Annotated in this window: 18 protein-coding genes; 12 read left to right on the top strand and 6 right to left on the bottom strand. The window is 63.3% G+C overall.

The window, feature by feature from the left end:
- Positions 1-88: 88 nt before the first annotated feature.
- The 5 genes from EN949_RS02335 to EN949_RS02315 form a co-directional block, all read right to left on the bottom strand.
- On the bottom strand, positions 89-1,168 hold the full coding sequence (locus EN949_RS02335; RefSeq protein ID WP_127366026.1) for an AraC family transcriptional regulator: 1,080 nt from the start codon (positions 1,166-1,168) through the stop codon (positions 89-91).
- Positions 1,169-1,267: 99 nt separating this feature from the next.
- Positions 1,268-2,323, bottom strand: coding sequence for a YeiH family protein (locus EN949_RS02330; RefSeq protein ID WP_127366025.1), 1,056 nt, complete (start codon positions 2,321-2,323; stop codon positions 1,268-1,270).
- Between the two features lie 140 nt (positions 2,324-2,463).
- Positions 2,464-2,841 (bottom strand): ester cyclase, encoded by a 378-nt coding sequence (locus EN949_RS02325; protein WP_024501791.1) that lies wholly within the window; start codon positions 2,839-2,841, stop codon positions 2,464-2,466.
- Between the two features lie 109 nt (positions 2,842-2,950).
- Positions 2,951-4,396: a PAS domain S-box protein gene (locus EN949_RS02320; protein WP_127367500.1), complete on the bottom strand. Its 1,446-nt coding sequence runs from the start codon at positions 4,394-4,396 to the stop codon at positions 2,951-2,953.
- A gap of 121 nt (positions 4,397-4,517) precedes the next feature.
- Positions 4,518-5,417, bottom strand: a complete 900-nt coding sequence (locus EN949_RS02315) for a LysR family transcriptional regulator (protein WP_127371062.1) — start codon at positions 5,415-5,417, stop codon at positions 4,518-4,520.
- A 151-nt stretch (positions 5,418-5,568) separates the two neighbouring features.
- On the opposite strand from EN949_RS02315, the gene EN949_RS02310 reads away from it, so the two are divergent.
- Both EN949_RS02310 and EN949_RS02305 read left to right on the top strand, forming a co-directional pair.
- Entirely contained in the window at positions 5,569-5,964 is a 396-nt protein-coding gene (locus EN949_RS02310) for a cupin domain-containing protein (RefSeq protein ID WP_027160872.1), read from the top strand.
- A gap of 14 nt (positions 5,965-5,978) precedes the next feature.
- Positions 5,979-6,260, top strand: coding sequence for a hypothetical protein (locus tag EN949_RS02305; protein WP_245461865.1), 282 nt, complete (start codon positions 5,979-5,981; stop codon positions 6,258-6,260).
- A gap of 97 nt (positions 6,261-6,357) precedes the next feature.
- Here the strand turns inward: EN949_RS02305 and EN949_RS02300 are convergent, their stop codons facing one another.
- Positions 6,358-6,948, bottom strand: a complete 591-nt coding sequence (locus EN949_RS02300; RefSeq protein ID WP_127368568.1) for a cation diffusion facilitator family transporter — start codon at positions 6,946-6,948, stop codon at positions 6,358-6,360.
- A 318-nt stretch (positions 6,949-7,266) separates the two neighbouring features.
- On the opposite strand from EN949_RS02300, the gene EN949_RS02295 reads away from it, so the two are divergent.
- From EN949_RS02295 to EN949_RS02250, 10 genes are all read left to right on the top strand, one after another.
- Entirely contained in the window at positions 7,267-7,746 is a 480-nt protein-coding gene (locus tag EN949_RS02295; protein ID WP_024501788.1) for a GNAT family N-acetyltransferase, read from the top strand.
- Between the two features lie 15 nt (positions 7,747-7,761).
- Complete coding sequence (locus EN949_RS02290) at positions 7,762-8,145, top strand: ACT domain-containing protein (RefSeq protein ID WP_064994015.1); 384 nt, start codon at positions 7,762-7,764, stop codon at positions 8,143-8,145.
- Between the two features lie 160 nt (positions 8,146-8,305).
- The gene (locus tag EN949_RS02285; protein WP_127371061.1) at positions 8,306-9,739 is read left to right on the top strand and encodes an aldehyde dehydrogenase family protein; all 1,434 of its coding nucleotides are present in this window, start codon (positions 8,306-8,308) and stop codon (positions 9,737-9,739) included.
- A 144-nt stretch (positions 9,740-9,883) separates the two neighbouring features.
- Entirely contained in the window at positions 9,884-10,306 is a 423-nt protein-coding gene (locus EN949_RS02280) for an MbcA/ParS/Xre antitoxin family protein (RefSeq protein WP_013530547.1), read from the top strand.
- The gene (locus tag EN949_RS02275) at positions 10,300-10,998 is read left to right on the top strand and encodes an RES family NAD+ phosphorylase (RefSeq protein WP_127367436.1); all 699 of its coding nucleotides are present in this window, start codon (positions 10,300-10,302) and stop codon (positions 10,996-10,998) included. The genes EN949_RS02280 and EN949_RS02275 overlap by 7 nt, the downstream gene beginning before the upstream one ends.
- A 72-nt stretch (positions 10,999-11,070) precedes the next feature.
- Positions 11,071-11,403 (top strand): metalloregulator ArsR/SmtB family transcription factor, encoded by a 333-nt coding sequence (locus EN949_RS02270; RefSeq protein ID WP_013530549.1) that lies wholly within the window; start codon positions 11,071-11,073, stop codon positions 11,401-11,403.
- Between the two features lie 92 nt (positions 11,404-11,495).
- Positions 11,496-12,560 carry an ACR3 family arsenite efflux transporter gene (arsB, locus tag EN949_RS02265; RefSeq protein WP_164747183.1) on the top strand — a complete coding sequence of 355 codons (1,065 nt, stop codon included), beginning with the start codon at positions 11,496-11,498 and terminating at the stop codon, positions 12,558-12,560.
- Positions 12,557-12,979, top strand: a complete 423-nt coding sequence (gene arsC / locus EN949_RS02260; protein WP_063168658.1) for an arsenate reductase (glutaredoxin) — start codon at positions 12,557-12,559, stop codon at positions 12,977-12,979. The genes arsB and arsC overlap by 4 nt, the downstream gene beginning before the upstream one ends.
- Before the next feature lie 63 nt (positions 12,980-13,042).
- Entirely contained in the window at positions 13,043-13,360 is a 318-nt protein-coding gene (locus EN949_RS02255; RefSeq protein WP_063168657.1) for a metalloregulator ArsR/SmtB family transcription factor, read from the top strand.
- A 44-nt stretch (positions 13,361-13,404) separates the two neighbouring features.
- On the top strand, positions 13,405-14,651 hold a 1,247-nt coding region (locus EN949_RS02250), incomplete at its 3' end, for an NAD(P)-binding domain-containing protein (protein WP_127371623.1).

The raw sequence follows: 14,651 nt of genomic DNA, 5'->3' as shown, positions 1-14,651 counted from the left end.
GTGTTAGCGACCCGATGTCACCGGATCGGAGCGAAGTCCGCGACCTTGATCGCGATCAAGGACGTGCTTTATCGCGATTGAGTACCGTTCAGTGCGGAACGGCGCTGCCGATTTCAGCCGCCCGCCGGTTCGCAAGCGAGGGCGCCGCGTCAGGCGCGTTCCGGTCCCGCCAGGCGAGCGGGGTCATATCGGTGACGCGGCGGAATTCGCGGTTGAAGTTCGACTTGGTCTGGAAGCCGACCGCAAACATGATCTCCGTCACGGACTGATCGGTCTCGCTCAGCAGCCGGCAGGCCTCGGTGATGCGGTGTCCGTTGACATATTGCGAGACGTTCCTGGCCGTGGCCCGGTTGATCGCCATTGAGATCTGCCGTGCTGGAATTCCGGCGCGCCGGGCAAGCCGGTTGAGGTTGAGATTGGCGTCGCGATATAGTTTTTTCTCCTGCATCAACTCGTTGACCCTGGCGATCGCATCGGCGTTCTCGCCGGCGTCGGGTGGGGACGGACTCTCGACGGGCTCGGCGGCATTGAGCGGGACATGGCTTTGGCTGGCCGCAGCCGCCGCCACGCCGACAATGACGAGCATGAAAAGATTGCCGATGCCGATCACGGTTGCCGCGCGAGCGCCATGTCCCGACGCCAGATCGAAGGACACCAGCATGTCGACGGCTCCCGACAGGCACAGCGTAGCTGCCGCGAAAAGGATGGCCCTGTAGACCGGGACCGCGCCGTCGAAGGGCGCAAGGCGAAGCCCGTCGGCGCCGGAGCGAAGCAGCCAGAGAATGGCGGCGGCGTAGATGAAATCGATTGATGTCAGCGCCACGTCGATCGCCTCGCGCCAAAAGATTATCAGCATGATGATGATGACCGCGGGTGTCGCGTGGAGCCCCAGCAGGGCCGGCCACCGGCGGTCGCTGGTGCGAACCAGGCTCGATACGCCGGCGTAGAGCAGAGACGGCATGATCGCGGCGGATACGGGGGCGATATAGCCGACTTCGCTGATGCCATAGCCCCAGCGCAGTCCGGTGAGCACCGATTGCAACGCTGCAACGAGGATCAGGGCGAGAAACGGCAGGTTCGGTGCTGCCTCATCCTGGCGGCTGGCGACGACCCAAAGCAGGATGAACAGCGACAGGGCGACGACGAAGGGTAAGGGAACAAACGGCATGGATCGGGTGCGGGCTCGCGTGTTGATGCGCGGCAGACCGTAGCCGATGTGATTTGATTCCCAAACTCGCTTGTGCCGTCTGCGTGCCGGCGATCAAGCTCAGGCGAACTTCACCAGCATCAGGCTGAAGCAGCCGATGAACAGGAAGGCCGAGAAGGCGAGCGCCAGCGGGCGCAGGCCGCGCGAGCGCAACTGAGAGATGTCGGCCTGCAGGCCCATGGCGGCCAGTCCCATGGTCAGCATGATGGTGGTGGCGAGCGCCATTGCCGATTTCACCTCGGTGGGCACCGTGACCAAGCTGTTCAACGCCACGACAGCGACGAAGGCGGCGACGAACCACGGCATGGGCGGCCGCGCCGCCACCTCACTGCTGCTCCTGCCGCGCGCCATCAGGCCGAGCGCGACGACCGTCGGCGCCAGCATGGCGACGCGGGTCAGCTTGGCGACGGTGGCGATCTCGCCGGACTGGGTGCCGTTCTGAAAGCCGGCGCCGATGACTTGCGCCACCTCGTGGATCGAGGCGCCGGCCCACAGGCCGAAAGCGTGCTGGTCGAGGCCGAGCATGGGCGCCATGAGTGGGAAGCCGAGCATGGCGACGGTGCCGAACAAGGTGATCGAGGCGACGGCGTAGGTGACGTCCTCGTCGCGCGCATCGGTGACGATGTTGGTGGCGACGATGGCCGAAGCGCCGCAGATCGAGGTGCCGGCGGCGATCAACTGCGCCAGCTTGGCGTCGACGCCGATCAGCCGGCCAAGCGTGATGGTGAAAACGAAGGTGGCGCCAAGCGTCGCCGCGACAATGCCGACGCCGCCAGCGCCGATCGAGACCACCTGGCCGAGCGTCAGCTGGAAGCCGAGCAGCACGATGGCGAAGCGCAACAGGCGCTTTTGCGAGAATGCGATACCGGCTTTGGCGTGCACGGGTGTGCCGAGCACGTTGGAGTAGATCATGCCGGCGACGACGGCGAGGATCATTGGACTGAACAGCGCGAAGCCGGAAACATTGCGGGCCGAGAAGGCGACGGCAGTGATCATCGTGACCAGCACGATGCCGGGGACGATGCCATTCCAGCTGAGGGATTTTCGCCCTTGCGCGACATCGGCAGGAAACGCGCTTTTTGGAATATCGTTCGCAAAGTGGGAAACGGAAGACAATGCAATGCTCCAGGCGAGTATGCCGGGAGAATGCCATTCCTAAACCAATCTTTCCAACGAATTATTTTCGTTAGAATGATCGATTTTTGCGAACGATCCACGGACGCTGCCGCGCAGACGTCGCTTTCTGGGCGACCTGACTAAAGCTGCGCCTCGATCGCGGCCTTGTCGATCACCGACCAGACGTTCCTGATCCGGTCGTCGAGGAATTCATAGAAGACGTTCTCGCTGAAGGACACCTTCCTGCCGTTTATAGGGAGCCCGAAGAAGGTTCCCTTCGGCGTGCAGTTGAACTGAAGCCGGCTGGCTAGGAACGGCGGTTCGGCGATCAGCAACTGGATATCGAAATAGAGGTCTGGGATTTCCCGAAAATCGCGCTCCAGCATGTCCTGGTAACCCGACAGTCCGACGCGGTCACCATTGTAGTGCACCTCGTCATGAACGAAGCGATGCAGCTTCTGCCAGTCCTGATTGTTGAGGCAGGCGATATAGCCTCGATAGAGGTCGGTCACGGTCACGGCGATGGCTCCGGTGCTGATGCCCGCCATATTGCGACAGGGCTGAAGGCCAGGACGTACAATAAAAGCAACACATAGCGGGCCGTAGTCCTGTTGCCAGTGCCCAAGTTCAGGGAACAATTCCGAATTCGTGTCCGCTCATCACCTGGTCCAATGCACGCTGATCAACGTGCTCGCTGTCAACCGAGGCCTCAAGTTGGGTCAACGGTGCTTGCAGCGTCCAGGTGACACCGTGGCTATCATGCTCGAGAACACCGGTGCCGCTCACCGCGGCTGGAGCGACGCGCCGCAGCACCACGCTGCCGAAACCACCATGGCCGATCGTCTGTACTTCAGGACCATCTCTCTCTTTCCAGATCAGCTGGAACTGTTTCTGGCCGACCAGTCCGGTTACCTTCCATTGCACCGTTATCGTTCCCACTGCGGCCGAAAGGACGCCGTATTTAGCGGAATTGGTCGCGAGTTCATGAAACGCTATGCCGAGGTACTGGACGGCATTGGGGCTCAGCGTCAGGGAAGGGCCCGACATTGAGATCCGCTCCTCGTTGCCGAACGGTTTGGCCTGCGCAAGCAGCAGTTCGAAGATCGTGGCGCCCTTCCAGTCGCCGGAAACCAGAAGGTCATGCGAGAGCGACAACGCCATGATGCGCTCGCGCACCTGACGTTCGAACTGGGCCGGCGTCGATGACCGCTTGCTGGTCTCCCGGATCATCGAGATGATGACGGAATACTGGTTCTTCACCCGGTGGTTGACCTCGCGCATCAGCATGCGGATGCGATATTCGTTCTCCTTGGCTACTGATATGTCGCGGGCGATCTTCGAGGCGCCGACGATCTGCCCGACGGCGTTGCGCACCGGCGAGATTGTCAGGGATACGGGCACAAGGCTGCCGTCCTTGCGGCGGCGGATGGTTTCGTAGGTCTCGACCTGCTCGCCTTTGCGGATGCGCTCCAATATGCGCGGCTCTTCGTCCAAATGGTCGTCCGGTATCAGCATAGTTACCGACCTTCCGATTGCTTCGTCGGCGGTGTAACCGAACAGACGTTGGGCGGCTGAGTTCCAGCTCCTGATGACTCCGTTCAAATCCTTGCTGACGATGGCATCGAAGGAAGACTCCACGATGGCTGACAGATGATGCCTGGCCTCGTCGGCATGATGGCGGTCAGTGAGATCGAACAGCATATTGACGGCGCCGACCAGTCTGCCCTGCTCGTCATGAAGCGGTGTGGGATAGGGAAGGAACGGCACACGCGTGCCGTCCGGGCGTTGGGAGATAGCCGACTGGTTTCTGACCGGCCGGTTCTCCTTTAGCGCGACAGCCATCGGGCATTGGTCATGCGGCAACATTTCACCGTCGGTCGTGAACAGCTTGTGCGTCACACACCATTGGTCTTTTCCGAGCTCGGGTTCGCGCCCAGCGAAATCTGCCGCGGCCCGATTGAAATAGGTGATCTTGCCTTCGGTGTCGGTGGTGTAGATTGCTACGGGAAGATTATCGAGGATTTGGTGGGGCAGATCAAAGGTCGAGCTCGAGGTTTTCGTCACTTGCGCCACGTATAGGAGTTCCAGTTAACCGCAGTGAACGCGGTGCCGCGGAAATGGTTCCGCGACCATTTCCGGGGATAGTCACCGCAGGCGGCGGCGAGTCAAAGCCGGGTGGAAGCTGCTCACCGATTTACACCTTGCCCCGGTAGCGCAGCGCGTCGACCAGCAGCGAGAAGGCCGGCGTGGCTTGCCGGCGGCTGGGGTAATAGAGGTGGTAGCCGGGGAAGGGCCCGCACCAGTCGGCGAGCACACGCACCAGCCGGCCGTTGGCCAGATGGGCCGTCACCTGCTCCTCAGGCAGATAGGCAAGGCCGAGGCCGGCGAGCACCGCGTTCATGCGCAGCGCGGCCGTGTTGAACACAAGCTGGCCTTCGACCCGAACCTTCAGCTCGCGTCCGGCCTTCTCGAACTCCCAGGCATAGAGCCCGCCATAGGTGGGCAGCCGCAGATTGATGCAATTGTGGGTGGTCAGGTCCTGCGGCGTGCGCGGCTTTGGTCGGGTAGCGAAATAGGCTGGCGAGCCGACCACCGCCATGCGCATGTCGGGGCCGATGCGCACCGCGATCATGTCGCGCGCCACCTGTTCGCCCAGCCGCACGCCGGCGTCGAAGCGCTCGGCGACGATGTCGGTCAGTCCATAGTCGACGATGATCTCGACCTTGATGTCGGGATAGTCGGGCAGCAGCGGGGCGATCGCCGGCCACAGGGCCGCATCGGCGGCGTGCTCACCGGCGCTGATGCGGATGGTGCCGGCGGGTTTTTCCCGCAATGCGCTCAAGGCAATGAGCTCGGTCTCGATCTCGTCCAGCCGCGGCCCGACGGTGCGAAGCAGCCGCTCCCCGGCTTCGGTGGGCGACACGTTGCGCGTGGTTCGGGTCAGGAGCCGTACACCCAGCCGCTCCTCCAGCGCCCGCACCGTGTGGCTGAGCGCCGATTGGGAAACCCCGAGCTTGGCCGCCGCCCTGGTGAAGCTTTCCTCGCGCGCCACAGCGAGGAAGGCGGTTAGCTCATTCAGGTTGTCACGTGGCATTCATGAGCCCCCTTCATAAGATCATGCTGGATATAGCACCTAATCGGCACCAATCGCAGACCCTAGATAGGCGTTATCACACCGGGCACCTCCGGCCGTCTCTAAAGCCGGGCGGGTCGTGTCATGGCTGTTGCCAGGAAGGGACAAAACCATGGACATCACGCGAAACGGCTCTCAGGCCTCGGCCAAGGGATCGGCCGACTATTTCACCGGTGCGGTGCGCATCGACGCGCCGTTCAAGGGCAGCGAGCCCGCCCGGGTCGGCGGCGCCACCGTGACTTTCGAGCCCGGCGCGCGCACCGCCTGGCACACGCATCCGCTCGGCCAGACGCTGATCGTCCTGTCGGGCGCCGGCCTGGCGCAGCGCGAGGGCGGCCCGATCGAATCGATCCAGCCCGGCGACATCGTCTGGTTCGCGCCCGGAGAGAAGCATTGGCATGGCGCCGCGCCGACCACGGCGATGAGCCACATCGCTATCGCCGAAGCGCTCGACGGCAAGGTCGTCGACTGGTTGGAGCATGTCAGCGACGAACAATACGGGATTTGACCAGGTATCGGCGCGTGGCGCCGAGTTCAACGCCCGCACTCTACGAAGGAGACCACCATGACCGATGTTCCAAGGCTGAAAAGCCCATTCTCCGATATCGCTCCCGCGCTTGGCAGATACAGCCCTGGATCGTTCCGATCCCCACCACCAAGCTCAATCGCCTCGAAGAGAACATCGGATCGGTCACTGTCGCGCTGACGGCGAACGATCTTGCCGACATCGAGGACGCGGTCTCGGTGATCGCCGTACAGGGAGCGCGCTATTCTCCGCAACAGGAAGCAAGGATCGATCGCTAGAGCCAGGCGCAGGCTGAGGGCACTCGACGACCGGGTAGCCATTCCGGCCGACGGCGCAGGAGTTGAGGGGATCGTGCGCGGATCGGGTGGCAGCGTTTCAGTTTGAAATTTGGCCTTCTGCGAACTCGCGTCTTGCGGCCGTGAAAACCTCGCGGGCAGCATCCGCATTCATGATGGCGATTGCCAGCCCAATGACAATATCTGGCCAAGCCGAATTCCACACAAATGCCGTGACCAGGCCGGCGGCAATGATTGCCACATTGGCCAGGACGTCGTTGCGCGCCGACAGGAAGGCGGCGCGGGTGAGGCTGCCGCTGTGATGGCGATAGCGAGCGAGCATGAGCGCGCACGACAGGTTGACGAGCATCGCGCCAGCCGCTGTGAGCGTTAGCGGAACGGGAGCTGGCGGAATTGGAATGTTGAATTTCTCCCAGGCTGTCCAAAGGGTCGCCAATGCGGGGATCAGAAGTATCCCGGCCAGCGCCATTCCGAGCCGCGCTCGATTGCGGACGGTCCAGCCCAACGCGACCATGATCAGGAGATTGACGGATGCGTCCTCCAGAAAATCGATGCTGTCCGCGAACAGCGATACCGATCCGATCCAAACGGCTACGGCAAATTCGATCCCGAAATAGGCCAGGTTCAGGATGGCCACCATCCGCACCGCTTTGTTCAGCGTCCCGGTCATAGTTTGCCCATCGATTAGCTGCCGTTGGCACAAAGCATATAGCGATTCTATGCCCTGCGGGCGCGAGGACCAGAACCTTGTCGCCGATGCGAGACACTGTCGATCGAGCGGTCGCCTTGACATCGCCGCGCTTCCTGTTCCAACTTGGCGCCATGTTCGTTTTCGCGCCTGCCAACACCAAGCGACGTCGCCCCTGCACAGTGCGGAGCGGCAAGCTGACTGCGCGACGACAAAGACCGGCAGGATAGACCCGGTTCTTTCGTTTCCAGCCCCGCCCGCGAAACCGCCGGCGGGATTTTTCATGTCTGGAGCAGTTTGATGACAAACAATTCTTCCATCCGGCTTCGGCCGGCCGCGCCCGCTGACGCCGCCGCGATCCGGGATATCGTGCGCGCCGCCTATGCCAAATGGGTAGCGGTGATCGGCCGCGAGCCTCTGCCGATGCGCGCCGACTACGAGAAGGCTGTTGCCGAGCATCCGTTCGATCTCGCCGTCGAGGATGATCGGATCGTGGGAATGATTGAAACCATGCTGGCCGAGGATCACCTGTGGATCGAGAATGTCTGTGTCGCACCGGATGCGCAGGGCAGGGGGATTGGCCGGCTGTTGCTGGAGTGGGCCGAGCGCAAGGCGATCGAGTCGGGCCGCGACGAGCTTCGCCTGCTGACCAATGGCGCGTTCGAGGCGAACGTATCGCTCTACAAGAGGCAGGGCTATATCGTGGATCGGGACGAGCCGTTCATGGGCGGCATGACGGTCTATATGAGCAAGAGGCTAGCGGGATCACCGGCGATCTGAGGAAGGATTTCGATAATGGCTGCCAAGGTCAGGCTTAAGCAACTCCCGGGGTCTTACGCGGTTTCCCGGCTGGCGGCGGGCGAAACCATTCCCGGTTGGGCGGACGGACCAGGCTTCGTCAGCATCACAAGGACCGACGACGAGCTTTCGATCGTTTGCCTGCAGGACCGCGTGCCGCATGCCATCAAGCAGGATATCGACTGGGTGGCCTTCAAGCTCCTGGGCCCGTTCGCCTTCGACGAAACCGGTATCGTGCTGTCGGTCATCAGGCCGTTGTCGGAAAACGGGTTGGGCATCTTCGTGGTGTCCACTTTCGATGGCGACCATCTCCTGGTGAAAGCCACGGATCAGGCCGCGGCGAGGCGGTTTCTGGTCGAGGCCGGGCATACCTTGCTGTAGTCCATCCTCACCAAGCCGGTTGCTGCCCAACCGCTCTGGCTCAATCACTGCCGCACTGGCTCAACCACTTCGGGGGTTGTGTTTGACAGCGGCGTTTGTGCATCGTTATCTCCAGCCAGATATGACGGCCCGGCGCGACCATGCGGCCAAGGAGAAAACCATGTCACACAATCTGCAGTTCTACATCGATGGCGCGTGGGTCGATCCTGTTGTGCCCAGCCCATTGGACGTCATCGATCCCTCGAATGAGGACGCTTTTGCGCAGATTTCGCTCGGCTCCAAGGCCGATGTCGACAAGGCGGTGGCTGCCGCCAAGCGTGCCTTCAACAGCTTTGGTTTCACCGAAGTTAGCGAGCGGCTCGACCTGTTGAACCGCATCATCGCGGTCTACAAGAAGCGCAGTGGCGATCTTGCGGTTGCCGTGTCGCGCGAGATGGGCGCGCCGCGCCAGATGGCGTTGGACAGCCAGGTCGGCATTGGGCTGGCGCATCTGACCAAAATGGCCGAGACGCTGAAGGCTTTCGAATTCCGCCACGTGAAGGGCAATCATCTCGTGGTCAAGGAGCCGATCGGTGTCGTCGGGCTGATCACGCCGTGGAACTGGCCGCTCAACCAGATCACCTGCAAGGTGGGTCCGGCGCTCGCCGCCGGCTGCACCATGGTGCTCAAGCCATCCGAGATCGCGCCGCTCGACGCCATCATCTTCGCCGAGATCCTCGACGAGGCCGGCGTGCCGAAGGGCGTCTTCAACCTCGTCAATGGCGACGGACCGGGCGTCGGCCAGGCGTTGTCCAGCCATCCTGACATCGACATGATGTCGTTCACCGGTTCGACCCGCGCCGGCATCCTGGTGGCCAAGGCCGCTGCCGACACGGTCAAGCGCGTGCATCAGGAGCTTGGTGGCAAGTCGGCCAACATTCTGTTCCCCGACGTCGACCTCGCAAGCGCGGTCAGCAAGGGCGTGGCCGGTTGCTTCAGCAACAGCGGCCAGTCCTGCAACGCGCCAACGCGCATGTTCGTGCCGCGCGAGCGCCATGACGAGGCGGCCCGCTATGCCAAGGTTGCGGCGGAAAAATTCACCGTCGGTCCGGCCGACGCTGCCGGCACCAAGCTCGGCCCGGTCGTCAGCCAGGTTCAGTTCGACAAGATCCAGGACCTGATCCAGGCCGGCATCGACGAGGGTGCGACGTTGGTCGCGGGCGGCCCCGGCCGTCCGGCCGAACTCAACCGCGGCTACTATGTCAGGCCGACGGTGTTCGCCGACGTTACCCACGACATGCGCATCGCGCGCGAGGAGATCTTTGGGCCGGTACTGGCGATCATGCCCTATGACAGCGTCGACGAGGTGGTCGAGACCGCCAACGACACCGTCTATGGCCTCGCCTCCTACATCCAGGCCAAGGACATGAAGAAGGCGCGCGAAGTCGCGGCGCGCATGCGCACCGGCAATGTCTACATCAACTATCCCCAGTGGGACGCCGGCCTGCCGTTCGGCGGCTACAAGCAGTCGGGCAATGGCCGCGAATATGCCGAATACGGACTTGAGGATTTCCTCGAGATCAAGGGCATCGCGGGATATGAGGCGGCTGAGTAGGCACCGTACAGTGTGATGCAATAAAGGGCGCGGCCTGCGGTGTGGGCCGCGCCTTTTCATTTTGCAGCCAAGCCTTGCCATCTCCGCATTCTTGCCAATTGGCAAATACATGCTATATATCTGCCAATCAGCAAGGTGAACGCAATGCAGCTTCAGTCCATCGTCACCACGCCGGCCACGTTCGGAGCCGCTATCTCGGATGAAGAAGCGGGCGCGCTGGCGCGCACCACGGTCAATCTGTTCAAGGCCTGGAATCTCACCGACCTGGAGGCCTGCATTCTGCTCGGCGGCATGTCGGCGCGCACCTGGGCGCGTTGGAAGACTGGGGCGAAGGAAGGTGGCATCGGCAGGATCGACCGCGACCTGCGCACCCGCATGGCGCATCTGATGGGCATCCACAAGGGCCTGCGCTACCTCTTCACGGAACCGGCGCGCGGCTATGCCTGGATCCGCAAGCCCAATGCCACCTTTGGCGGCCAGTCGGCGCTCGACCTGATGCTGCGCGGCGAAATCTCCGATCTCTCGGCGATGCGCGAATGGCTCGATGCGGAGCGTGGTGCATGGTGAGTGGGCTTGCGGTCCGTCGCCGCGTCGACTGGCACCAGACCTTCCGCATCATCCGTTCCATCCACCCACCGATCGACCTGTTCGAAGACATTGCCGACCCGCGCGACTGGGAGGCGCTTGCCGCCGTCGAGGCGAAGACAAACCCACGCATAAGGTTCGAGATTGGCGATCTCGGCAAGGTTTCGGCCGCAAGGCGGGTTTCCGGCCCCGGCGCCAGCTTCGTGATGGCGCCTTTCGTGCACTGTTCGACGCTGCGGCCGGGACGCTTCTCGGATGGCAGCTACGGCATCTACTATGCCGGCGACAGCGAGGACGTCGCGCTTGCCGAGACCATCCACCACCATCAGAAATTCATGCGCGCCACAAACGAAGGGCCGGGCTGGACGGCGGATTTCCGCGTGCTGATCGGCAACGTCGACCGCGACCTCGATGACGTCAACGCCGTGCCCGGCGTGCTCGACCCGGACGACTATTCCGCCTCGCAGGCGGAAGGGCGGGCGCTGCGGGCAGCCGGCAGCGACGGGCTGGTGTGGAACAGCGTGCGCATGCCGGGCGGCGGCTGCATCGGCATCTTCTGGCCCGATGTCATTGCCATTCCAGTGCAGGGCCGCCACTACAGCTACCACTGGGACGGCGCCCGCGTCGACTTCGTGCGCCAGCACGATACGGGAAAGGTGCTGGCCGTCACGTGATGGTGGGCGGACCCTTTACAGATCGTGGGGGAGTCGGTATTCACGAATCCATAAATCCAAGGATTCGGATATATGAATAGGAAGGGTACTTTGAACGCGCTGGCCGCACTTGGCCAGGAGACGCGGCTGGATGTCTTCCGGCTGCTCGTGCGTGCCGGCCCGGAAGGCATTCCAGCCGGCGAGATCGCAACGAGGCTGGACACGGTCCAGAACACCATGTCGGCGCATCTGAAGGTGCTCGCCCATGCCGGGCTGATCCGTCCCGAACGCGACGGAAGGACCGTGCGCTATGTCGCCGACATGACCGGCTTGCGCGACCTGCTGGCCTATCTGATGGAAGATTGCTGCAATGGCGCGCCGGAGCTCTGCCGCCCGGTCATCAATGCCGTGACCTGTGACTGCTGAGGGGCTTGTGACTGTCCGCCGCGCGCCGTTCGAACAAGGAAGCCATCATGACCGATCATGCTCTGAACACAGCTGAGGCGGTGCGGCCCGGCATCGGCTTCGTCGAGAAATATCTGACGGTGTGGGTGGCACTGTGCATCGTCGCGGGCATCGCGCTTGGCCATCTGCTGCCGGGCGTGTTCGGCGCCATCGCGTTGGCCGAGATCGCCAGGGTCAACATTCCTGTCGCCGTGCTGATCTGGCTGATGATCGTGCCGATGCTCTTGCGCGTCGATTTCGCCTCGCTGGCCAAGGTCGGCACCTATTGGCGCGGCATCGGCGTGACGCTGTTCATCAACTGGGCGGTGAAGCCGTTCTCGATGGCGCTGCTGGGCTGGCTCTTCATCGGCTGGTTGTTCCGGCCGTGGCTGCCCGCCGTGCAGATCGATTCCTACATTGCCGGGCTGATCATCCTTGCCGCGGCGCCGTGCACGGCGATGGTTTTCGTCTGGTCGAACCTGACGCGCGGCGAGCCGAATTTCACGCTGTCGCAGGTAGCGCTCAACGACGCTATCATGATCGTTGCTTTCGCGCCAATCGTCGGCCTGCTGCTCGGCCTGTCGGCGATCACCGTGCCATGGGGCACGCTGATGCTGTCGGTCGCACTCTACATCGTCGCGCCGGTGATCGTCGCGCAGTTGGTTCGTGGCCGGCTGCTGGCAGCGAGGGGACAGGCCGGGCTTGAGGCCCTGCTTGCCACGCTGCAGCCCCTGTCGCTGGTTGCCTTGCTGGCGACGTTGGTGCTGCTGTTCGGCTTTCAGGGCGAGCAGATCATCGCGCAGCCATTGGTGATCGTGCTGCTGGCGGTGCCGATCCTGATCCAGGTCTATTTCAATTCCGGTCTTGCCTATCTGCTCAACCGCCTCAGCGGCGAACGACACTGCGTGGCTGGACCATCGGCGCTGATCGGCGCGTCGAACTTCTTCGAGCTGGCGGTGGCCGCCGCGATCGCGCTGTTCGGGCTGAATTCTGGCGCGGCCCTTGCCACTGTGGTCGGGGTGCTCATCGAGGTTCCGGTCATGCTGTCGGTGGTGTGGATCGTGAACCGCAGCAAGGGCTGGTACGAGATGGGCGGCGCCGTCCGGAATACCATGTCGGCTGAGAGGACCTCGAAATGACCATCACCATCTACCACAATCCCGATTGCGGCACGTCGCGCAACACGTTGGCCATGATCCGCCAGTCGGGCGAGGAGCCGGAGGTGATCGAATATCTGAAGACGCCGCCATCGCGCGAAAGGTTGGTCGACCTGATCGCGGCGATGGGCATTACACCGCGCGCCCTGCTGCGCGAGAAGGGCACACCCTATGCCGAACTCGGCCTTGCCGACCCGAAATGGTCCGACCAGCAGATCCTCGATTTCATGCTGGCACATCCGATCCTGATCAACCGGCCGATCGTCGTCAGTCCGCTCGGCGTCGTGCTGGCGCGGCCGTCGGAAAAGGTGCTGGACATTCTGCCCAATCCGGACATCGGCACGTTCACCAAGGAGGATGGCGAGGTGGTCATTTACGCCTCGGGCAAGCGCCCCGGTTGACGCTATTTCCATAATTTTCGAAATTGGGTTGACGGCGCGAAAAGTGCTGCGTAGCTTATTTCCATGAGACTCGAAAAAGCAGCCGCGCAGCTTGAAGCGCTCGGCAATCCGACGCGGCTTCAGCTCTATCGCATCCTGGTGCGGGCCGGTGATGACGGGCTTGCCGTCGGCAGCGTCCAGGGCAGGCTCGACATTCCGTCCTCCACGCTGTCGCATCACCTCAAACGGCTGGTCGATACCGGGCTTGTCACGCAGGAACGGCAAGCGACGACGCTGATCTGCCGCGCCAACTATCCCGGCATGAATGCGCTGATCGGCTATCTCGCCGACGAGTGCTGCGCCGACGCCTGTGCGCCCGCCGTCGGCAAAGCACTGGCCTGATTTTTCTGCGCGTATAATTCGAAGATACCGGAAGGATCGAACCTATGGACATGATGACAGATCTTCCCGTCGCGGTAATTGGCGCCGGCCCGGTCGGCCTTGCCGCCGCGGCGCATCTGGTCGAGCGCGGCATCTGTCCACTCATCCTGGAGCGCGGCGAAAGCGTTGGGGCCGCACTGCTCGAATGGGGCCATGTGCGGGTGTTCTCGCCTTGGGAATACAACATCGACGCGGCGGCGCGGGCGCTGCTCGACCGCTCCGGCTGGACGGCGCCGGACAGCCAGGGCCTGCCGACCGGCGGCGAGATCGTGCGCGACTATCTGGCGCCGCTTGGCCGGCTTCCGGCGATCGCCGCCAATCTGAAGCTCGGCGCCGAGGTCACCGCGATCACCCGTCAGGGGCACGACAAGGTCGCCAATGACGGCCGCAAGGACGCGCCCTTCGTCATCCGCTACCGCGATGGCGGCGGTGAGCACCGCTTTCTCGCACGCGCCGTCATCGACGCATCCGGAACATGGTGGCGGCCAAACCCGATCGGCATCGACGGGCTGCCGGTTGCCGGCGAAGGCAAGGCGTCGGCACGCATCGCCTATGGCATTCCCGACGTGGTCGGCAAGGCGAGAGAAGACTATGCGGGCAAGCGCATCCTGGTCATCGGCGGCGGGCACTCGGCCATCAACGTCGCGCTGGCGCTGATGGAGTTGCAGGATGGCGTGCCTGGCACCGAAATCTTCTGGGCGCTGCGGCACGCCAGCATCGAGAGATTGCTCGGCGGCGGGCTGAACGACCAGTTGCCGGAACGTGGCGCGCTCGGGCTGGCCGCCAGGCAGGCGATGGCGGACGGCAGGCTGAACATGCTGACGGGCTTCGCCGTCGACCGCATCGAGACGCAAGGCGAGAAGCTTGCCGTCGACGCCCACCTCGCCGGCAAGCCGTTCAGCATGGCCGTGGACCGCATCGTCGTCACCACCGGCTTCAGGCCAGACCTGTCGTTCCTCGGCGAAATCCGCATCGCGCTCGATCCCGTCGTCGAAGCGCCGCCGGCACTGGCGCCGCTGATCGATCCGAACTTCCACTCATGCGGCACGGTTCCCGCGCATGGCATTGCGGAGCTCGCGCATCCCGAACCCGGTTTCACCATCGTCGGCTCGAAATCCTACGGCCGTGCCCCGACCTTCCTGATGGCGACCGGCTACGAGCAGGTCCGCTCGGTGGTGGCCGATATTGCCGGAGACCATGCCGCGGCCCGCGAGGTGCGGCTGGTGCTGCCGGAGACCGGCGTGTGCAGTGC

This window comes from Mesorhizobium sp. M7A.F.Ca.US.007.01.2.1, from assembly GCF_003998165.1.
In the GTDB taxonomy this organism is placed as follows: Bacteria; Pseudomonadota; Alphaproteobacteria; order Rhizobiales; family Rhizobiaceae; genus Mesorhizobium; species Mesorhizobium ciceri.
The sequence above is the reverse complement of the archived record's forward strand: the minus strand, read 5'-3'. Positions and strand labels throughout refer to the sequence as shown.